Raw genomic sequence first — 20,300 nt, forward strand, 5'->3', positions numbered from 1 at the left:
CGGCCCTTGCGCGCTGTCACACTGGTGTGGTGCAGAAGTTACTGATGAGGCGAATGAGACTGTTGGGACTATTGGTCATCGCGGTTCTCGCCGCGTGTGCCGGTGGGGCCGGTCATGCGCTTGCCGCTCCGGAGACATCTACACCGACCACACCGGAGACCGGTACGACGACCCCGGGGTCGGGCTTCCCCGAATCGGGAATCCCGCTGGTCGACGGAATCCTCGATCAGCTCGCGGGCGGGTCCGGGTCGGCGGACGGTGCCGGTGACGTGCCCGGCGGGAGTGGGCCGACGAACCAGATGATCGTCGTCACCGCCCCGAAGGCGTCGGACACCACCGCCACGCTGACCGCATTCGAGCGCGGCGCAGAGGGCAGCTGGAAGCCGGTCATCGGCCCGACGAAGGCATTCCTCGGGTCGCTCGGCATGGGCGAACCGAAGGACAACGTCCACCGGACACCCCAGGGCACCTTCCCGCTCGACCAGGCGTTCGGCCGCGAGGCCAATCCGGGCACCAAGTTGCCCTACATCAAGGTCGACCAGCAGGACTGGTGGGACTCGAACATGAAGTCGCCGACGTACAACACACACGTGCGTCAGCCGCAGAGTCCCGGCGGCGACAGCGAGAACCTGTACAACTCCGGCCCGGTCTACGACTACGCGGTCAACATCGCGCACAATCCGCAGCGGATTCCGGGCAGGGCCTCGGCGATGTTCCTCCATGTCACCAACGGTGAACCCACCATGGGTTGTGTCGCGATCGAGCGGGAGCTGATGAAGCAGATCCTGGTCTGGCTGGACCCGGCGAAGAATCCGAAGATCACGATCGGGGTGAATCAGGGTGCGCCGTCCGGCGAGGCACCCGGAGCGACCCCTCAGACCGCTCCGGGCACCACCCCTCCGGGCGCCACCCCGCCGGTCACGTCCGGGTTGCCGGGAGCGGACATGCTCACCGGCCTGCTGACGCAACTGGTCGGCGTCGTGCCGGCCCTGTTCGGGCTCGGCGCCTCCCAGGCGGGGTGAACCGCCGGATCTGGCGGGCACTGACACAGTGCCCGCCCGATCCGTGCTCGTGTGGGATCTCGTCCCGGCGGGCGCTACGACCCCGCCAGGCTCAGTCGGGCGCCACGGCATCCCGGGCACAATGTCGCGTCGGCACAGATGTGCCATCCGTTGACCCGCGCCAGCTCGTCCAGTGCGTGTCTGCCGAGGTGGGTGCCCACGGTGAAGCTGCGTCCGCAACTGTTGCAGTGCCGATCGAACGGCGAACCCTCGGTTTCCACACGTGTCGCGGACACAAGCGTCATGTCGATGGACCTTCTATCCCTGGGTGTCGGTACGAGGATCGGTGTGGGGAGACGTGGATCGGGTCGGGCGTGAGGCCTGACGATCCGCTGCGATGCCGCCGGCTGTCGGTCGTCGACTCGGGCGAACGACCATTCCAGTGTCACCGTATGTGAGATAGATCTCAAGTGTCCAATGGATTCGAACCGAGAACGAGCCGATCGCCACCGGGTCACGATCCCGTCAGCGGCGTCGGCTCCGGTCTGCGGTCTTGGCCGCATATACCGCGGCTTGCGTTCGACGCTCCATGCCCAGCTTGCCCAGAAGCCGGGACACATAGTTCTTGACGGTCTTCTCCGCGAGATGCATCCGCGCGGCGATCTGCCTGTTCGTCAGACCCTCGCCGAGTAGCGCGAGCAGCGTCCGGTCCTGCTCGGTGAGGCCGTCGTGGGGCTGCTCCTCGGCGTCCTGGCGTGCGCGGAGTCGTTCCATCAGCGCCGCTGCCGCCCGGTTGTCCAGCAACGACCGGCCTGCACCGACGTCTGCGATGGCGCGCGCGAGCTCCATCCCGGTGATGTCTTTGATGACATACCCGCTGGCGCCGGCCAGGATCGCATCCATCATCGCCTGGTCGTCGGTGAGCGAGGTGAGCATCAGGCAGCGTAGGCCGTCGACCCTGTCGAGCAGGTCGCGGCAGAGCTCGATGCCGTTCCCGTCGGGTAGGCGGACGTCGAGAACGGCCACATCGGGCTTGACGGTCGGAATTCTCGCGAGGGCCTGAGCGCAGGTCGCAGCCTCGCCGACGACGCGTAGATCGGGATCGGCGTCGAGCAGTTCGACGAGACCGCGTCGAACGATTTCGTGATCGTCCACCAGAAAAACCGTGATCATGCCGACTCCCTTCGGCACAGACGCCTGCAGCGAATTGTAGGACTTCACGTCCCGGATTTTCACACCTTTCTACCTTCTGGCCCTTGCCGTGGCGCTACTCGGGTAGGAAATGGTCTGGTGAAGTGTCCCGGCTTTCCCGGTGACTGACTATGATCCGTTCATGGTTTCCGAATTCTCGGAACTGGGTCCGCGATCGCGTGAATTGCAGGATGCATTGTCGCAGCTGCGATTGCGCGAGTTGCTCGATGAGGTCCGGGACCGAATCACTCAGATCGGCGACGTCCGCGACCGCACCGACGGTCTGTTGCAGGCGATGCTCGTCGTGAGCTCGGGCCTCGACCTGGAGACCACCCTCGAGTCGATCGTGGCGTCGGCGATCCGCCTGGTCGACGCCGAATACGGCGCGCTGGGGGTCCTCGGCGGCGGCCACGACCTCTCTGCCTTTCTCTCCCAGGGCATCGACGAGGAGATGCGCGCCGACATCGGACCACTGCCGACGGGTCGGGGCGTGCTCGGCCTCCTCATCGACCAGCCCGAACTCCTACGACTGGAAGACCTCTCCGCCCACCCGGAGTCCGTGGGATTCCCGGCCAACCACCCGCCCATGACGAGCTTTCTCGGTACACCGATCCGAGTGCGCGACGAGGTCTTCGGCAATCTCTATCTGACCGAGAAGAAGCACGGCGGCGTGTTCACCGAGGACGACGAGATCGTCATCCAGGCGCTCGCCGCGGCCGCCGGCATCGCGATCGACAACGCCCGGCTCTACGAACAGGCCCAGACGCAGCTCACGTGGATCGAGGCCAATCGCGATGTCATGACCGAACTGCTGACCGGCGCCGATCACCTCGAGGTCCTCGAGGTGATCGCGCGCAAGGTGCTGAACCTCTCCGCGGCGGACCTGGTCTTCATCGCCGAACCGCACGACCCGGACGAGCCGGTCGACCTGGTCGACGAACTCGTCGTCACCGTCGCCGAGGGTGCCGATGCGGAGGTGTTCCGCGGCCAGGCCATCCCGATCGAGGGATCGACGTCGGGCACCGCGTTCGTGCGGCGGCGTCCCGTGCTGCGCAACCATCTCGAATACGACGTCTCCGGTGACTCGTCGACGCGATACGGGTCCGTCATGGCCGCCCCGTTGCGCACCGTGGATTCGACCCGGGGGGTGTTGATCGCGATGCGGTCCGAGGGACGTGAGCCCTTCGCCAAGGATCTGCTCGGACTGACCGCGGACTTCGCCGACCAGGCCGCGATCGCACTGCAACTCGCCACGGCGACGCTCCAGACACACCAGATGGAAGTCCTCGAGGACCGCGAACGGATCGCCCGCGACCTGCACGACCACGTGATCCAGCGCATCTTCGCCGAAGGTCTCAGCCTGCAGGCGACGCTGCAACGCACCCAGTCACCCGAGGTCCGGACGCGGCTGACCCGGTCGATCAACAATCTGCAGGACATCGTCCAGGAGGTGCGGACGACCATCTTCGACCTGCAGGCCGAGGACATGGTCACCACACGCCTGCGTCAGCGCGTGCAGGAGGTCATCGACCAGCAGATCGACGACCTGCCCATCCAGATCCACGTGCGCATGGCCGGCCCGCTGTCGGTGATCGAGCCGCGGCTCGCCGAGCAGGTCGTCGCCGTGGTGCGGGAAGCGCTGAGCAATGTGGTGCGGTACGCCCACGCGTCGACGGTGACGGTGTCCCTCGCCGTCGGTGACGACATGGTCGTGGAGATCACCGACGACGGGGTGGGGTTGCCCGACGACATCACGCCGAGCGGCCTGCGAAATCTACGACTCCGCGCGGAGAAGGCAGGCGGTGATCTCGAGTTGACCACCCCCGAGGAGGGCCGAGGGCTGCGGGTGCGGTGGTCGGTGCCGCTCTAGACGCGACCGGCACCGACCGCCACCGCGGCCCGGTCTCGGATCATCGCCTCCGCTTGAGTTCGAATCCGGCTGCGTGCGCGCCCGCAAAACCGTCCGGCGCGGCCGTGGCCCGCTCGATCTGCGCGCGTGCCTGCTCGGTGACCGGGGTGTCGGGGTCGAGCACCGACAGGTAGCGATCGTGAGCGGCGAGCGATCGCACTGCGATGTCGAGCTGATCGGCGACGTCGACCCAGTGGGTGGCCGCCGGCCCGTTCTCGAACAAGTACCCCGGAGGGGACCCGAGGGAGTCGTAGGCATCGAGAACCGCCGCGGCGAACTCCATGTGGTCGCGCTGGTTGGGCATCCCCGGTGCCCACTCCGGGCCGCCGAACAACGACAGGATCACCTGCGGTGCAACCCGTTCGATGGTCTCGACGATCTTGGCCCGCAGCTCCGGCGTGTTGTGGATGTCGCTGTCGGGGAAGCCCCAGAACTCCACCTCGTCGACGCCGACGATGGACGCGGACGCCCGCTGCTCCGCCTCGCGCAGCGGCCCGCATTCGGTGGGCGGCATGCCTTCGATACCGCGTTCCCCGCTCGACGCGAGGGCGTACACGATGCGCTTGCCCTCACCGGTCCAGCGTGCGACGGCCGCGGCCATCCCGTACTCGGGATCGTCCGGGTGGGCGACGAGGACGAGTGCGGTCTGCCAGTCCGACGGGAACGACTCCGGTTGCGCCGCCACCGTACTCAGCGCTCCCGATCGAGATTTGCCATCGCGAGCACGTCGAGGCGTGCGTCGAGTTCGGCCTCGGTGAGTTTGTCGCCGACGAGCCCGCGGTCGATGACCGTCTGGCGGATCGTCTTGCCCTCCTTGAGCGCGGCCTTGGCGACCGCTGCCGCCTCCTCGTACCCGATGGCAGAGTTGAGAGGTGTCACGATCGACGGCGAGCTCTCCGCGAGGGTGCGCAACCGATCGGTGTTGGCCTGCAACCCGGCGATGCACCGGTCGGCGAACAGGCGCGACACGTTGGCGAGCAGCTTGAGCGACTCGAGCACGTTGCGCGCCATCATCGGGATGTAGACGTTGAGCTCGAACGCACCGTTGCCGCCACCCCAGGTCACCGCGGCGTCGTTGCCGATCACCTGCGCCGCGACTTGCGTGACCGCCTCGGGCAGAACCGGATTCACCTTGCCGGGCATGATGGAACTGCCGGGCTGGAGATCGGGGAGGAGGATCTCGCCGAGCCCGGTCAGCGGGCCCGAACCCATCCAGCGGACGTCGTTGGCGATCTTGGTGAGCGACACCGCGACCGTCTTGAGCTGTCCCGACAGCTCGACGAGTCCGTCACGCGCCGCCTGGGCCTCGAAATTGTCCTCGGCCAGTGCGAGCGACTCCACACCGGTGAGCCGGATCAGTTCGGCGACCACCTCGGTGCCGAAACGCTCGGGGGCGTTCAGGCCGGTGCCGACGGCGGTGCCGCCGATCGGCAGTTCGCCGACGCGGGGCAGGGTCGCGGTGATGCGCTCGATGCCCGCCTCGACCTGCCGGGCGTAGCCCCCGAACTCCTGTCCGAGCGTCACCGGGACGGCGTCCATCAGGTGCGTGCGGCCGCTCTTGACCACGTCACGCCATTCGGTCGCCTTGTCGCTCAACGCTTTCTGCAGATGCTCCAGGGCCGGGATGAGGTCGGTGACTGCGGCTTCGGTGGCCGCCACATGTGTGGCGGTGGGGAAGGTGTCGTTCGACGACTGCGACATGTTGACGTGGTCGTTGGGGTGGACGTCCACGCCGCCCGCCTTCGCGATCGACGCGATGACCTCGTTGGTGTTCATGTTCGAGCTCGTGCCCGAACCGGTCTGGAACACGTCGATGGGGAACTGATCGTCGTGGCGTCCGTCGGCGATCTCGGTTGCCGCCGCGACGATCGCGTCGGCCTTCTCCGCGTCGAGGAGCCCGAATTCCTTGTTGACCGTGGCACAGGCTGCCTTCAGCAGGCCCATGGCGCGGATCTGCGTCCGCTCGAGCGGACGCCCGCTGATCGGGAAGTTCTCGACAGCGCGCTGCGTCTGGGCCCGCCACAGTGCGTCGACGGGTACACGCACCTCACCCATGGTGTCGTGCTCGATGCGGTACTGCTGATCGCCCTGTGGTGCCTCGGTCATCGTGTGACTACTCCTTCGATCGGATCCTGATGCCGCTCAGCGGGACGTTCACGGCCCCGCTCGGGTCGGTGAAAAAGTCGTTGCCCTTGTCGTCAACAACGATGAACGCAGGAAAATTCTCGACCTCGATCTTCCACACGGCCTCCATGCCGAGTTCGGGGTACTCGATGATCTCCTGGCTCTTGATGCAGTCGAGGGCCAGTCGCGCGGCGGGACCGCCGATGGAGCCCAGGTAGAAGCCGCCGTGGGAGCCGCATGCCTCGGTGACCTGTTTGGATCGATTTCCCTTGGCCAGCATCACCATCGAGCCGCCCGCGGCCTGGAACTGCTCGACGTAGCTGTCCATGCGTCCGGCGGTCGTCGGACCGAACGATCCCGATGCCATTCCCTCCGGCGTCTTCGCCGGGCCGGCGTAATAGACGGGGTGGTCACGCAGGTAGTCCGGCATGGGCTCGCCGGCGTCGAGGCGTTCCTTGATCTTGGCGTGGGCGATGTCGCGGGCGACGACCAGCGGACCGGTCAGAGAGAGTCGGGTCTTGACCGGGTACTGCGAGAGCTGAGACAGGATCTCGGCCATCGGCCGGTTGAGGTCCACCTCGACCACCTCGCCACCCGAGATGTCCTCGGCCACACCGGCTGCGGGCATGTATCTGGCCGGATCGGTTTCGAGCTGTTCGAGGAAGACACCGTCGGCGGTGATCTTGCCGAGGGCCTGACGGTCCGCCGAGCACGACACCGCGATCGCGACCGGGCACGACGCCCCGTGCCGGGGGAGCCGGACCACACGCACGTCGTGGCAGAAGTACTTGCCGCCGAACTGGGCTCCGATGCCGAAGGACTGGGTCAGTCTGAAGACCTCGTCCTCGAGTTCGAGATCACGGAAACCGTGGGCCGACATCGAGCCCTGGGTCGGCAGATTGTCGAGATAGTGTGCCGACGCGTATTTGGCGGTCTTCAGCGCGAATTCGGCTGAGGTGCCGCCGATCACGACGGCCAGGTGGTACGGCGGGCACGCCGCGGTGCCCAGCGATCGGATCTTCTCGTCGAGGAACTTCAGAATGCCCTTGGGGTTCAGGATCGCCTTGGTCTCCTGGAACAGGAAGGACTTGTTGGCGCTTCCGCCACCCTTGGCCATGAAGAGGAACTTGTACTCCGGACCCTTCGGACCCTGTTCGGTCGCATAGATCTCCACCTGCGCGGGCAGATTGGTACCCGTGTTCTTCTCGTCGTAGGTGGTCAGCGGCGCCAGCTGGGAGTAGCGGAGGTTGAGCTGGGTGTACGCGTCGTACACGCCCCGCGAGATCGCCTCGGCGTCGTCGGCGCCGGTCAGCACGCCCTCGCTCTTCTTGCCCATGATGATCGCGGTGCCGGTGTCCTGGCACATCGGGAGCACTCCGCCGGCGGAGATGTTGACGTTCTTCAGCAGGTCGAGGGCGACGAAACGGTCGTTACCCGACGCCTCCGGGTCGTCGATGATCTTGCGCAGCTGCGCGAGATGTGCCGGACGCAAGTAGTGACTGATGTCGTGCATGGCCTCGGCGGTGAGCGCCCGGATGGCCTCCGGCTCGACCTTCAGGAAGGTCTGATCACCGGCGGTGAACGTGGAGACACCCTCGGTGGTGATCAACCGGTAGGGGGTGTCGTCGGCGCCGGTCGGAAGCAGATCTGAGTAGAGAAACTCGGGGGCTGAGGCTGGTTTACTCACGGACCGCATCGTATCGCCCGAGGAGAACGGCCCCACGCCAGAGGTTCGCTCGTCGTCGAGCCTCGTGGACATGGGGCCGGTTCCGGGCCCGGGATCGGAAGTCACCGCACCCGGTGCGATCTCAGAGATCGAGACGCGAGTATCCGCGGAGCTTGGCCGGCTTGTGAACGGCCTCGATGCGGCGCACCGTGCCGGACTTCGACCGCATCACCAGGGAGCGGGTCGTCGCGCCGTTGGGGCGGTAGGTGACGCCGCGCAGCATGTCACCGTTGGTGACTCCGGTGGCGCAGAAGAAGGCGTTCTCGCCACTGACGAGGATGTCGTTGGTCAGGACGCGGTCGAGGTCGTGGCCCGCGTCGAGCGCCTTCTGGCGCTCCTCGTCGGTCTGGGGCCACAGCTTGCCCTGGATCTCCCCGCCCATGCACTTCATCGCGACCGCGGTGATGATGCCCTCGGGGGTGCCGCCGACGCCCATCAGCATGTCGACCGTCGAGTAGTCGTCGGCAGCCGCGACCGCGCCCGCGACGTCGCCGTCGGAGATGAGGCGGATCTTGGCGCCGGCCTGGCGGATCTCACCGATGAGGTCGGCGTGCCGGGGGCGGTCGAGGACGATGACCGTGAGGTCGGCGACGTCGATGCCCTTGGCCTTCGCGACCGAGTTGATGTTCCACTCGACCGACTCGTTGATGTTGATGGCGCCCTTGGCGTCGGGTCCGACGGCGATCTTGTCCATGTAGAAGACGGCTGACGGGTCGTACATGGTGCCGCGCTCGCTCACGGCGAGCACCGAGATCGAGTTGGGGCGGCCCTCGGCCATCAGGGTGGTGCCGTCGATGGGATCGACCGCGACGTCGCAGTCGGGTCCCTCGCCGTTGCCCACCTCTTCGCCGTTGTAGAGCATCGGCGCCTCGTCCTTCTCGCCCTCGCCGATCACCACGACGCCCCGCATGGACACCGACGACAGGAGCTCGCGCATCGCGTCGACCGCCGCACCGTCGCCACCGTTCTTGTCGCCCCGCCCGACCCAGCGGCCGGCCGCGAGGGCTGCCGACTCGGTCACACGGACCAATTCCATCGCGAGGTTGCGATCGGGGGCTTGGTGGGTGCTCTCGGTCATGGGCGATCGACTCCTCTGTGTGGCATTGATCTCAGTACTGTGGCGGTGGTCTCAGGGACCATCCTTGCATGTCACACCGGGCATTCGGTCAGTGGCCCTGCTGGTGGAATACTCGCCCCCATGGCAGAGAAACCGCGCATTCTGATCAACGGCAAGGACATGTTCTGGTCGTTGGTGCCGTTGCTCGCGCTGTGCGCGCTGGTGGCGATCGCGTCGGGGAACTGCTCGGTGGGAGTGCAGAAGGATCCGTCGGACAGCAAGGTGCCCGCGTTCGACGTGGTGACCGCGCTGCAGGCCGATGCCCGCGAACTCCCGTTCCCGATCCGCCGCCCGCCGACGCCGGACGGCTGGCGGCCGAACTCCGGTACCTCGGACGCCATCGAGGGGCATCGGGTCAGCACCGTCGGCTGGCTCAGCAGCGGCGGCGCATATGTCCAACTCAGCCAGTCCGATGCCGCCGAAGACCTCCTCGTGCCCTATCTGGGGGGCAGCGGAAGCGACTTCGACGATGTCGTGGGCACCGGAACCCGGCAGTCCGGTGGCCGTCAGTGGGTGACGTACGAGACGTCCGAGGGCAAGAAGTTCTGGATCACCGACATGGGGGACGTGCGGATCGCGGTGCTCTCGCGGGGTCCCGACGCCGACCTCGACACCATCGCCTCGTCGGTCGTCGCCCAGCCGCCGCTGCGCAGCTGACGCCGGCTCGACCGATCGGCCGGTGTCTCAGTCGTCCTCTTCGGCATCGGCGCCGGCCTTCTGACTGATCACGGACTCGATCCGTTCGCGGGCGCCACGGAGATGCTCCTCACACCGGGTGGCCAAGGCCTCGCCGCGCTCCCACAGCGCGAGCGACGCGTCGAGGTCGAGTCCGCCGTGTTCGAGGGTCGTGACGATGTCGGCCAGCTGGTCGCGGGCCTCCTCGTATCCGAGTTCCTCGACCGGGCCGTAGGTCTCGTCGGTGCTCACGTGTCGTCTCCGTCCTTCTGCGCAGTCGGTGGTTTCCTGGTCCGGCGCGGGGCCCGTTTCCGGGTGGTGTCGGTGACCTGAGCGGTCGCGGAGCCGTCGACGACGCGGATGCGCAGTGCCGCGCCGGGCGGCAGGTCGGCGAGCGTGCCCACCACGTGTGGGGGGTCGACATCGGTCCGCTGGACCACCGCGTATCCGCGGGCCAGTGTCTGCGCGGGCCCCAGAGTGGAGAGCCGGGCGGCGAGGTGGTCGCGTCTGCGCTCCTCGGCGTCGATGTGCCGCAGGATGTCGCGACGCAGCGCACGGACGAGTTCGGCCACCCGGCGGGCCTCGGAGTCGACGATGACCTCGGGACGCGACAGGACGGGACGGGCGCGCAGGCCGGCCACCACTCCCGATTCCCGGCGCACCCAACTGCGCAACGCCTGCGCGCTGCGGCGCCGGAGGTCGGCGACGCCTGCGAGTTCCGTCTCGACGTCGGGGACCACACGCTTGGCGGCGTCCGTCGGGGTGGCGGCGCGCAGGTCGGCGACGAGGTCGAGAAGCGGATTGTCCGGTTCGTGCCCGATCGCACTCACCACCGGGGTGCGGCATCGCGCGACGGCGCGCAACAGCGCCTCGTCGGAGAAGGGGAGGAGGTCCTCGACGCTGCCGCCGCCGCGGGCGATGATGATGACCTCGACGTCGGGGTCGGCGTCCAGGTCGGCGAGGTGGGTCAGGATGCGGGTCACCGCGGTCGGTCCCTGCACGGGTGCTTCGCGGATGTCGAAGCGCACGGCCGACCAGCGTTCGGTGGCCACGCTCACCACGTCGTGCTGGGCGGCGCTCGCCCGGCCGCTGATCAGTCCGACGCCGCGTGGCAGGAAGGGCAGCGGGCGTTTGAGTCGCGGGTCGAAGAGGCCTTCTGCGGCGAGCAGCTGTCGAAGCCGTTCGATGCGCAGCAGCAGTTCGCCGATGCCCACGGGGCGGATGTCGCTGACGCGCAGGGACACGGTGCCGCGGCCGGTGTAATAGCTCGGCCGGCCCAGTACCACCACGTGGCTGCCGTCGGTCAGCGGAACCTCGGTGCGCGCCAACAGATCCGGACTACAGGTCACCGAGATCGAGATGTCGGCGGCGGGGTCGCGCAGGGTCAGGAACGCCGTCCGGGTGCCCGGCCGGCGACTGATCTGGGTGACCTGCCCCTCGACCCAGATCTGTCCGAGCCGATGAATCCAGTCGGCGATCTTGGTGTTGACCGTCCGTACCGGCCACGGGTGTTCGGCGGAGTTGGGCGAGGTGGAACGGCGGGATGTGTCGCTCGTGTCGGGACCGCTCACGCGCCCGTCACGCCCTCGGTCACGATTCGGTGGACCGCTTGTTCTGGGAGGCGATCCGGTTCTCGAGCATCGTCACGAACGGCGCACGGTTGCGGCCGTCCTTCTCGTAGGTCACGAGGGCCGACAGGTCGTCGGTGCTCACCGAACGCAGGCGGGCGCGCAACTGCGCGAGGGTCAGGGTGTCGTACTCGATGAGTTCGACGATCTCCGGGCCGGACCCGTCCTTCGCGGCGGCGGGACCGCTACCCGGGACCTCCGCGGCCACGACCTCGTCGGGCGCAGAGCTGTAGAGGGCGAAACGGCCCGCGTCGGACCGCGGCGGGGCCGCGAGCGCAGCATCGGTGGCCGCCTTGTCCACGACTGCTTTCGCGGCGGCCGCGGCTTTCGGGGTCGCCGTCGCGGGGGTGGGGGACGGGCGCTCGTCGTCGGCGGTGTCGGATGCGGCCTCGCCGACCTCGTCGTCGATGGACGTCGGGACACGGGAGGCGTCCTCGGCGGGGGCATCCTCGGTCGGGTGATCGTCGGTGGTGGAACCGAGCGGCTCGTCGTCGTCGAAACGGGCCCATTCCGGCTGCTCGTCCGGCCGGTCGAACAGCATCTCCAGCGCGGCGTCGCCCTTGATGGCCAGTTCGGCGATGTTCTGCTGCGCCCGCATCCCGGCCTGCAGCGTCTGGCTGACCGCCGTCATCGGAAGGGTGATGAGCAGCGCGGGGAGTTTGCGCGTCTCCTCGAGGGCGGTGACGATCAGACCTGCGGCGATCCGGGCCGGGTAGGGTGCGCGATCCATGCCAACACTCTGCCATCACGGGCAACGCCGCGTAACCCGTACCCTGGGAAGCATGTCTGAGACCAAGCGTGTCCTGCTCGCCGAACCCCGCGGCTACTGCGCCGGGGTCGACCGCGCGGTGGAGACGGTCGAGCGTGCCCTCGACAAGCACGGCGCTCCCGTCTACGTGCGCAAGGAGATCGTGCACAACCGGCATGTCGTGGAGACCCTCGCCGAGCGAGGGGCCATCTTCGTCGGCGAGACCGACGAGGTGCCCGAGGGCGCGATCGTCGTGTTCTCCGCGCACGGCGTGTCCCCGCTGGTGCACCAGACCGCCGCGCAGCGCAACCTCCGGACCATCGACGCGACGTGTCCGCTGGTCACAAAGGTCCACCAGGAGGCGAAGCGCTTCGCCCGCGACGACTACGACATCCTGCTGATCGGCCACGAGGGCCACGAGGAGGTCGAGGGCACCGCCGGTGAGGCACCCGAGCACATCCAGCTCGTCGACGGCCCCGACAGCGTGGACTCGGTGACGGTGCGCGACGAATCGAAGCTGGTCTGGCTGTCGCAGACCACGCTGTCGGTCGACGAGACCATGGAGACCGTCCGGCGCCTGCGGGAGAAGTTCCCCCTGCTCAACGATCCGCCCAGCGACGACATCTGCTACGCCACGCAGAACCGTCAGGTGGCCGTCAAGGCCATGGCGCCCGAATGCGATCTGGTGATCGTCGTCGGTTCGCAGAATTCGTCGAACTCGGTGCGCCTCGTCGAGGTGGCGTTGCAGGCGGGAGCCAAGGCGGGTCACCTGGTGGACTACGCCCGCGAGATCGACGAGACGTGGCTCGAGGGTGTCAGCACCGTCGGTGTCACCTCCGGCGCCTCCGTCCCGGAGGTGCTGGTCCGCGGCGTGCTCGACTACCTCGCCGAGCGCGGATACGGAACCGTCGAGACGGTCAACACCGCCAATGAGACCCTCACCTTCGCATTGCCGCGCGAGCTGCGTCCGGCGCGGACCCCGAGCTGACGCTGCTCGCCGGATCGAAATCCTGACCCAGAGGGCTGCGTCGGGGCGGTCAGAACTCGTCGGGATCGAGCTTGCGCACGCGTCGATGAGGTAGCGCGATGGCGAGCACCGCGGCGATGACCATCGCGGCGATCCCGGTGCCGACGATCGCGACGGTGCGCGCCGACGTGTCCGGCGCGGGCGGCTTCGGCGGGGCGGCGATGGGTGCCGACCGGGCCGTTGCCCGGTTCTGGCCGGGGATCGTGGCGGTGAGCGCGGCGACCGGATCCACCACACCGTGACCGATCCGCTGATCGCGTCCTGTCCCGGGGGAGTGTGCGGTCGCGACGATGCGATCCATCACCTCACGTGCGGACATGTCGGGGAACCTGGCCCGGATCAGTGCGGCGGTCCCGGCCACGTAGGGGGCGGCGAAGCTGGTACCGATCAGGGGCACCGGTCCCTCGTCGCTCTCCTGAGCCGAGGCGAGACGCGTCGAGCCGCGCCGGCTGTCGAGACTCACGATCCCGGTTCCCGGTGCGGCCACACTCACCCACGGGCCGTGAAGGCTGAAATCGCTCGGGGTGCCGGTGTCGGAATCCACGGAGCCGACTGTCAGCACGTAGGGCGAGTACCAGGCGGGACTCGCAACGGTCGAGACCGAGCGCCAGCCGTCGGGATCGTCCGGTGCGGGCGCGGGGTTCTGGTTCTGACAGGCCCCGTCCCGTGTCAGGTTGCCCGCGGCGACGACCACCACGACGTCACGGTCGAAGGCGTATCGGACGGCGGCACCGAGCGCGCGATCGTCGACCGAGTCCGACGCCGATGCGCACGCGACCTCGGAGACGTTGATGACGGTCGCCCGCAGGTCGACCGCACGCACGATCGCATGCGCCAGCGTCCGCACCGAGCCGTAGCCGGAGCCGACCACAGGGGTCGGGTCATCGCGACGTCTGTCGTCCTTCTTGCGGAATGCGCTGCTGGACTGGCGGATCGCGATGATCGACGCCGCGGGAGCGACCCCGGCGAACGCGTCGGCGGCACCGGGCCGCGCCGCGATGATCCCCGCCACCAGTGTGCCGTGCGCGTCGCAGTCGTCGAGTCCCGTGCCGTTCGAGACGTAGTCGCCACCTGCGACGACCCGTCCGAGCCGCGGGTGAGGCGTCACGCCGGTGTCGATGACCGCGACCCGCTGTCCCTGGCCGCGGCTGAATCGCCATGCCTCGGGGAGGTTCATCATGGACTGTGCGGCCGTGGGTTTCGCGACGCTGCGGGCGAGTTCGGTGGTATTGCACAGATGGCTCTGCTCGGTGGGCTCAGGCGGGGCGACCGGTGCCGAACGGATGAGCGCGCCGGGGTCCACGCGCGGGGGGTCGACGGCGGCCGCCGGAGCCGCGCAGGTCCCGATCAATGCCGAGGCGAGCGCAGCCGCGAGCACCCCGACGCCTCCGGTGCGCTTGCCGCGCATCAGATCTCACGAACGATTCGATAGAGATCCAGCAGCCACAGGAGCAGCGGGACGATCAGCGCGACGAGGATGTACTCACCGATCTCGGCCCAGCGCCGCATGACGGGGGAGAAGTCCTGCTCCGGCGCGACCACCCCGAAGACGAAGGCGGCGATGACGAACAGGATGCCGAGCGCGAAACCGATGACCGGCCAGCGGTCGTCGCCGAACGCGAGCCCCACGAGCAACGCGATGACCACGAGCGACCCGCCCGCGATGAGGGTGCCCGCCTGGAACAGATCGCTGTGCGAGCGGCCCCGCAGGCACAGCACGATGCCGATGATCGCCGCGAACACCGCGTTGCGCCACTCGAATCCGGCGAGCGGGGCAGCGGTGAGCACCGCAGAGACCGCGGTTACCGCGGTGAGTCCGCCCACGATGCCGGTGAGGTAGGCGTTGGCGATGTAGGAGCGACGCTCCAGCGCATCGGCTTTGGGTAATGCCGTGGCCCCGATCGCGCCGATTCCCTCGATGGCCGGGCGTGGTTCGATGTCCTTCACGTCGATGGCGGCGCCCGCGGTCGGGACCGGGGGCAGGGGCAGCTTCGCCAGCAGGATCGTCGCGCGGGGGGCGAGGCCGATCATCAGGAGTCCGACCGCGGCGACGACCGCCGCGACGTCGGGGACGGGCGCGTCGACGAGCAGGCGGGCCCCGCACCCGAGTGCGCCCAGCAGTGCCGCGCTCGTCACCGCACTGTGCGCGGTCGCGCCGACGGCGGTCATCCGGTACGTGACGACGGCCGCGACGAGCGTGAGTGCGAAACCGAGCGTGAGGTGGGCTGCGCCGAACGAGCCGGGGGTGAGGATCATCCCGGTCACGAAGGCCATCGGGGCGGCGCACAGCGACAGGAACGTCGAGGTCGACTCGTCCCGGTAGTAGCGGGAGACGATCGTCGAGGCCGTCACCAGACCGAGGACCGCCAGGCCGGAGAGCCCGGCGTACCAGAGGGCGCCGGTGTCGGGACGGACGGCGGCCAGCGACGCGGCGGCCGCGACGGCCGCGATGAGTGCGAGTGCGTATCCCACGCGCCGGGCGGCGGTGGCCGTCCAGCCGACGAACTGCGATTCGTTCAATCGGGCGACAGCGTCGACCACGTCGTCGAACAGGACCGGCGACTCTCCGGTCCGCGTGGACGTGAGCAGGAGCAGGTCGCCGTCACGGATGCCGGACTCCGAGAGTGATCGGTGCAGGGGGAGAGGTTCTTGCCCGACGAGGGCGAGGGTCCATTTGTTCTGCCGGTCGTGCGGACGCCCCGGATTGCGGGCGTCGGCATCGGGATCGTCCGGGTCGTGACGGGTCGGATTGCGCGATTCGATCTGTGCGACAAGGTCACCGATGAGGGCCGCGATCGGGACGCCGGCCGGCAATCCCACGTCGAGCTGGGTGTTGCCGCCGAGTACCGACACCCGGACGAGTTGCGGCTCGATCGTCGCCTCGGCGCCCCGGCGCTGACCTCCGTTCCCGTCCGCAGCGCCGATCGGGTACCCCGGTGCGAATCCGTCCACAGACGACATCACGTCAATCCTCCCCCTGGTTTCACCGGCTAACATAGCCAACCGCGGCGGGTTCGACCGCCCGGGGATACACAGCGCGACACGTCAGGGGGGACGCGTGGTCACGACGACCGAGGGGTTTGTGCGCCGACCGCGCATCACGCCGCCGCGCACTCCCGGTGGCGAGGTGAACATCCAGGCCCCGCCCGACGTGCCCCGGGTGGTACCCGGGAACCTGCTGATGAAGCTGCTGCCGGTGGTGATGGTCGTGGCCGTGATCGGCATGGTCTCGCTGATGGTGGTCACCGGTGGACGCAACATCCTGACCAACCCGCTGTTCATGATGTTCCCACTGATGATGCTGATGTCGATGTTCGGCATGTTCGCGGCGGGTGGTCGCGGTGGGGGCAAGCGCGCGGGCGAACTCAACGAGGAACGCAAGGACTACTTCCGGTACCTCGGTCAGCTTCGCGGGCAGGTGGTCGAGACCGTCGCCAACCAGCGCGCCGCCCGCACATGGAGTCATCCGGACCCGCACGCCCTGCTCGACGTGGTGGGCAGCAGGCGCATGTGGGAACGGCGCCCCAGCGACACCGACTTCGCGCACGTGCGTGTGGGCGTCGGCGTCCAGCGACTGGCGACGCGCCTGATGCCGCCGGAGACCGGGCCGCTCGAGGACATCGAACCGGTGTCGATGGTCGCGCTGCGCCGCTTCGTCCGTACCCATTCGGCCGTCTACCGGTTGCCGACATCGATCTCGCTGCGCGGATTCCCCGCCATCAACATCGAGGGCGCACGGCAGGAGACCCGTGAACTCATCCGGTCGATGATCGTGGAGCTGTGCGCGTTCCACGGTCCCGATCACCTCCACATCGGCATCGTCACCGGCGATCCGGCGGGGGAGGCCTGGGACTGGGCCAAATGGCTGCCGCACGTGGGCCATCCGACGCTGCGCGACGGCGTCGGCGCGATGCGGATGATCTACCCGACGCTGGCCGATCTCGAGAACTCCATGGCCGCAGATCTTCTCGAGCGCGGCCGGTTCAGCCGATCGGCGCCCCCGAGCGGCAACCGCGCGCACCTGGTGGTCGTCATCGACGACGGGTACGTCGCCGGCGACGAGCGCATCATCAACGACGCCGGGATGGAGGGCGTCACCGTCCTCGACCTCACCGCGCCGCCGGACGGGCTCGCGGTCCGGCGCGGCCTGCAGCTCGTCGTCCGCGGCGGCAAGGTCTCGGCGCGCAGCGCGGCCGGCGTCGAGGAGTTCGCCGACATGGACTCCCTGACGATCGCCGAGGCCGAGGCGATCGCGCGCCGGATGGCCCGCTACCGGCTGGCCACCGCGGCCACCCTGGCCAATCTCGAATCCGAGGCGACCTCGGCCGATCCCGGTCTGCCCGCGCTCCTCGGCATCGAGGACGCCGCCCGATTCGACCCTGCCACAGCGTGGCGGGGGCGCACCGGACGAGAACGGCTCCGGGTGCCGATCGGGTACACCCCGTCCGGTGCGCCGGTCGAACTCGACATCAAGGAGAGCGCGCACGGTGGCATGGGACCGCACGGACTCTGCATCGGCGCAACGGGTTCGGGAAAATCCGAGTTCCTGCGCACGCTGGTCCTGGCGATGCTCGCCACGCACTCGCCGTCCGAGCTGAACCTGGTCCTCGTGGACTTCAAGGGCGGTGCGACGTTCCTCGGTCTGGAATCGGCACCCCACGTCGCGGCGATCATCACCAACCTCGAGCAAGAGCTGTCGATGGTCGACCGGATGAAGGACGCGTTGTCCGGCGAGATGAACCGCCGCCAGGAGGTCCTGCGCGCGGCGGGCAACTACGCCAACGTCGCCGACTACGAACGGGCACGCGCGTCCGGCGTGCGCCTCGATCCGCTCCCGGCGCTCTTCATCGTCGTGGACGAGTTCTCCGAACTGCTCTCGCAGAAACCGGATTTCGCGGAGCTCTTCGTCGCGATCGGACGCCTGGGCCGGTCGTTGCACATCCACCTCCTGCTGGCCTCGCAACGACTCGAGGAGGGCAAGCTCCGTGGCCTGGACTCCCACCTGTCCTACCGGATCGGTCTGAAGACGTTCTCCGCCAACGAGTCCCGTTCGGTACTCGGTGTCCCCGACGCCTACCATCTGCCCAGCGTTCCGGGATCGGCCTATCTGAAGTGCGACTCGGCCGACCCGATTCGGTTCAACACCTCCTACGTCTCCGGCCCGTACCACTCGCCGACGGTCCCCGAGGTGTCGGACCACACCACGGCGTCGTCGATGCGGCGCGGAAACCTCAAGGTGTTCACCGCCTTGCCGGTGCCGCTCGACGAGGGAGCCCCGCGGTCGCTGCTCGACCAGGCCGAGAGCCTCCTCGACGAGGAGCCGCCGGCACCCGACTCGCCGCCCGACTTCGAGCCGGTCTCGGCGCCCGTGCCGACGCTCATGCAGACGATCGTCGAGCGCATGGAGAACGCCGGACCGCCCGCACACCGGGTGTGGCTGCCGCCTCTCGACGAATCGCCCACGGTGGAACACCTGCTCGGACAACGGGACTGGACACAGCCGACGGTGCCCGGCAACCTCTCGATACCGATCGGAGTCGTCGACCGCCCCTATGATCAGCGGCGCGATCCGCTCGTCATCGACCTCGCAGGCGCAGCGGGCAACGTGGCCGTGGTGGGCGGACCCCAGTCGGGCAAGTCCACGACCCTGCGCACCTTCATCATGGCGGCCGCGGCAACGCACACCCCGGAGCAGGTCCAGTTCTACTGCCTGGACTTCGGCGGTGGCAGCCTGGCCGGCCTCGCCGGCCTGCCCCACGTGGGTTCGGTCGCATCACGCGGCGACATGGACGCCGTGCGCCGCACCGTCGCCGAGGTCGCGGCCGTCGTCCGTGGCCGCGAATCGCTGTTCGCCCGACTCGGCATCGAGTCGATGCGCGATTACCGGGCCAGGCGCGCGAGGTGGTTCGCCACCGGCGACATCGGTTCCGAGGACCCGCTCGCCCCGGCCGACCCACTGGCGGCCGATCGCTTCGGCGATGTGTTCCTCGTCCTCGACGGCATCAACGTGCTGCGCTCCGAGCTGGAGTCCCTCGAGGAACAGATCACCTCGATCGTGGCGCAGGGGCTGAGCTTCGGCGTCCACGTCGTGGTCAGTGCGTCCCGGTGGGCCGAGGTCCGTCCGGCCGTGCGCGACCTGATGGGCACCCGCATCGAGCTCAGGCTCGGCGATCCGATGGATTCCGACATGGGACGCCGTGCGGCCGCGCTCGTCCCGCAGAACCGTCCGGGCCGCGGTCTCACCGGTCAGGAACTGCACATGCTGATCGCCCTTCCGCGGCTCGACCCGGTCAGCAGCGCCGAATCGCTGCCCGCGGGCGTCGCGCAGTCGGTCGAGCAGATCGCGAGCGCCTACCCGGGTAGGTCGGCGATGGCGGTCCGCAAGCTGAGCACCGAGATCGACTTCGCGTCCGTCCAGCGCGCGGTCACCGAGGCCGGACTCACGCTCGCGCCCAACCAGGTCGCCATCGGGGTCGGGGAACTCGAACTCGCCCCGGTGATCCTCGACTTCACCACCCAGCCGCACGTCATGGCATTCGCCGACGTCGAACACGGCAAGACGAACCTCCTGCGGACGATCGTGACCGGTCTGGTCGCGAACGCGACGCCGGACGAGGTGCGGATCGTGTTCATCGACTACCGCCGCACCATGCTGGGCATCATCGACGGCGATCACCTCGCCGGATACGCGAGCTCACCCGATCGCGCCGCGTCGATGATGACCGAGCTCGCGGCATACCTGAAGAGCCGGATGCCTCCGGAGGACGTGACGGTGCAGCAGCTGCGGGATCGCACCTGGCTCGCGGGTCAGCCCGAGGTCTACGTCGTGGTCGACGACTACGACATGGTCGCCACGTCCACGGGTAATCCGATGGCCCCGATCGTCGAACTCGCCTCGCACGCCCGGGACATCGGACTGCACATCGTGCTGGCCCGCCGTTCGGGCGGGCTCGGACGCGCGATGTTCGATCCGCTGATCGCCCGGCTGAAGGACCTGTCGTCGGACATCCTGCTGATGAGCGGAGACCGCGACGAGGGCTTCATCACCGGCCGGTCGCGCATGCAGAACCTCGTCCCCGGACGTGGCGAGCTGGTGTCGCGCACCCGGCCCCAGGAGATGATCCAGGTCGCTCACCTCCCCATCGGCGACTAGA

The 20,300-nt window shown here is 68.5% G+C and carries 16 protein-coding genes; 5 read left to right on the top strand and 11 right to left on the bottom strand.

Going from position 1 to position 20,300, the window contains the following annotated elements; genetic code table 11:
- The first annotated feature begins 53 nt into the window (after positions 1-53).
- Positions 54-1,022 carry a L,D-transpeptidase family protein gene (locus tag ACSUZC_RS07910; protein WP_439032297.1) on the top strand — a complete coding sequence of 323 codons (969 nt, stop codon included), beginning with the start codon at positions 54-56 and terminating at the stop codon, positions 1,020-1,022.
- 74 nt (positions 1,023-1,096) lie between these two features.
- Here the strand turns inward: ACSUZC_RS07910 and ACSUZC_RS07915 are convergent, their stop codons facing one another.
- On the bottom strand, positions 1,097-1,306 hold the full coding sequence (locus tag ACSUZC_RS07915; protein WP_439032298.1) for a hypothetical protein: 210 nt from the start codon (positions 1,304-1,306) through the stop codon (positions 1,097-1,099).
- A 220-nt stretch (positions 1,307-1,526) separates the two neighbouring features.
- The gene (locus ACSUZC_RS07920) at positions 1,527-2,174 is read right to left on the bottom strand and encodes a response regulator (RefSeq protein ID WP_439033035.1); all 648 of its coding nucleotides are present in this window, start codon (positions 2,172-2,174) and stop codon (positions 1,527-1,529) included.
- Positions 2,175-2,334: 160 nt separating this feature from the next.
- Between ACSUZC_RS07920 and ACSUZC_RS07925 the strand changes: the two genes are divergently transcribed.
- Complete coding sequence (locus ACSUZC_RS07925; RefSeq protein WP_439032299.1) at positions 2,335-4,062, top strand: sensor histidine kinase; 1,728 nt, start codon at positions 2,335-2,337, stop codon at positions 4,060-4,062.
- Between the two features lie 40 nt (positions 4,063-4,102).
- Here the strand turns inward: ACSUZC_RS07925 and ACSUZC_RS07930 are convergent, their stop codons facing one another.
- From ACSUZC_RS07930 to glpX, 4 genes are all read right to left on the bottom strand, one after another.
- Positions 4,103-4,786, bottom strand: coding sequence for a PIG-L deacetylase family protein (locus tag ACSUZC_RS07930; RefSeq protein ID WP_439032300.1), 684 nt, complete (start codon positions 4,784-4,786; stop codon positions 4,103-4,105).
- Positions 4,787-4,791: 5 nt separating this feature from the next.
- Positions 4,792-6,207 (bottom strand): class II fumarate hydratase, encoded by a 1,416-nt coding sequence (locus tag ACSUZC_RS07935; protein WP_439032301.1) that lies wholly within the window; start codon positions 6,205-6,207, stop codon positions 4,792-4,794.
- Positions 6,208-6,214: 7 nt separating this feature from the next.
- Positions 6,215-7,912 (bottom strand): fumarate hydratase, encoded by a 1,698-nt coding sequence (locus ACSUZC_RS07940; protein ID WP_439032302.1) that lies wholly within the window; start codon positions 7,910-7,912, stop codon positions 6,215-6,217.
- 121 nt (positions 7,913-8,033) lie between these two features.
- Positions 8,034-9,029: a class II fructose-bisphosphatase gene (gene glpX / locus ACSUZC_RS07945; RefSeq protein WP_238422064.1), complete on the bottom strand. Its 996-nt coding sequence runs from the start codon at positions 9,027-9,029 to the stop codon at positions 8,034-8,036.
- Between the two features lie 120 nt (positions 9,030-9,149).
- Between glpX and ACSUZC_RS07950 the strand changes: the two genes are divergently transcribed.
- Entirely contained in the window at positions 9,150-9,725 is a 576-nt protein-coding gene (locus ACSUZC_RS07950) for a DUF4245 domain-containing protein (protein ID WP_439032303.1), read from the top strand.
- 27 nt (positions 9,726-9,752) lie between these two features.
- Here ACSUZC_RS07950 and ACSUZC_RS07955 read toward each other — a convergent pair whose 3' ends face one another.
- Genes ACSUZC_RS07955 through ACSUZC_RS07965 form a run of 3 tightly spaced genes read right to left on the bottom strand, consistent with a single transcriptional unit; the run spans position 9,753 to position 12,101 of the window.
- Entirely contained in the window at positions 9,753-9,995 is a 243-nt protein-coding gene (locus tag ACSUZC_RS07955) for an exodeoxyribonuclease VII small subunit (RefSeq protein WP_439032304.1), read from the bottom strand.
- A complete protein-coding gene (xseA, locus tag ACSUZC_RS07960) occupies positions 9,992-11,314 on the bottom strand; it encodes an exodeoxyribonuclease VII large subunit (RefSeq protein ID WP_439032305.1) in 1,323 nt (440 codons plus the stop codon). Before xseA ends, ACSUZC_RS07955 begins: the two co-directional genes overlap by 4 nt.
- A gap of 19 nt (positions 11,315-11,333) precedes the next feature.
- Positions 11,334-12,101: a lipid droplet-associated protein gene (locus ACSUZC_RS07965; RefSeq protein WP_439032306.1), complete on the bottom strand. Its 768-nt coding sequence runs from the start codon at positions 12,099-12,101 to the stop codon at positions 11,334-11,336.
- A 52-nt stretch (positions 12,102-12,153) separates the two neighbouring features.
- Between ACSUZC_RS07965 and ACSUZC_RS07970 the strand changes: the two genes are divergently transcribed.
- Positions 12,154-13,107, top strand: coding sequence for a 4-hydroxy-3-methylbut-2-enyl diphosphate reductase (locus ACSUZC_RS07970; protein WP_439032307.1), 954 nt, complete (start codon positions 12,154-12,156; stop codon positions 13,105-13,107).
- 49 nt (positions 13,108-13,156) lie between these two features.
- On the opposite strand, the gene mycP is transcribed toward ACSUZC_RS07970, so the two are convergent.
- Both mycP and eccD read right to left on the bottom strand, forming a co-directional pair.
- A complete protein-coding gene (gene mycP / locus ACSUZC_RS07975; protein ID WP_439032308.1) occupies positions 13,157-14,554 on the bottom strand; it encodes a type VII secretion-associated serine protease mycosin in 1,398 nt (465 codons plus the stop codon).
- Positions 14,554-16,107, bottom strand: coding sequence for a type VII secretion integral membrane protein EccD (eccD, locus tag ACSUZC_RS07980; protein WP_439032309.1), 1,554 nt, complete (start codon positions 16,105-16,107; stop codon positions 14,554-14,556). Before eccD ends, mycP begins: the two co-directional genes overlap by 1 nt.
- 97 nt (positions 16,108-16,204) lie before the next feature.
- On the opposite strand from eccD, the gene eccCa reads away from it, so the two are divergent.
- Positions 16,205-20,299, top strand: coding sequence for a type VII secretion protein EccCa (gene eccCa, locus ACSUZC_RS07985; protein ID WP_439032310.1), 4,095 nt, complete (start codon positions 16,205-16,207; stop codon positions 20,297-20,299).
- The last annotated feature ends 1 nt before the right edge of the window (position 20,300 follow it).

Origin of the sequence: Gordonia terrae, assembly GCF_051789125.1 — a bacterium.
Classification (GTDB): Bacteria; Actinomycetota; Actinomycetes; order Mycobacteriales; family Mycobacteriaceae; genus Gordonia; species Gordonia terrae_A.

Bases quoted from the DNA above. Each gene is read 5' to 3' on its own strand.
- ACSUZC_RS07910 (WP_439032297.1), top strand. From the start codon at position 54: ATGAGACTGTTGGGACTATTGGTCATCGCGGTTCTCGCCGCGTGTGCC.
- ACSUZC_RS07915 (WP_439032298.1), bottom strand. From the start codon at position 1,306: ATGACGCTTGTGTCCGCGACACGTGTGGAAACCGAGGGTTCGCCGTTC.
- ACSUZC_RS07920 (WP_439033035.1), bottom strand. From the start codon at position 2,174: ATGATCACGGTTTTTCTGGTGGACGATCACGAAATCGTTCGACGCGGT.
- ACSUZC_RS07925 (WP_439032299.1), top strand. From the start codon at position 2,335: ATGGTTTCCGAATTCTCGGAACTGGGTCCGCGATCGCGTGAATTGCAG.
- ACSUZC_RS07935 (WP_439032301.1), bottom strand. From the start codon at position 6,207: ATGACCGAGGCACCACAGGGCGATCAGCAGTACCGCATCGAGCACGAC.
- glpX (WP_238422064.1), bottom strand. From the start codon at position 9,029: ATGACCGAGAGCACCCACCAAGCCCCCGATCGCAACCTCGCGATGGAA.
- ACSUZC_RS07950 (WP_439032303.1), top strand. From the start codon at position 9,150: ATGGCAGAGAAACCGCGCATTCTGATCAACGGCAAGGACATGTTCTGG.
- ACSUZC_RS07965 (WP_439032306.1), bottom strand. From the start codon at position 12,101: ATGGATCGCGCACCCTACCCGGCCCGGATCGCCGCAGGTCTGATCGTC.
- ACSUZC_RS07970 (WP_439032307.1), top strand. From the start codon at position 12,154: ATGTCTGAGACCAAGCGTGTCCTGCTCGCCGAACCCCGCGGCTACTGC.
- mycP (WP_439032308.1), bottom strand. From the start codon at position 14,554: ATGCGCGGCAAGCGCACCGGAGGCGTCGGGGTGCTCGCGGCTGCGCTC.
- eccD (WP_439032309.1), bottom strand. From the start codon at position 16,107: ATGTCGTCTGTGGACGGATTCGCACCGGGGTACCCGATCGGCGCTGCG.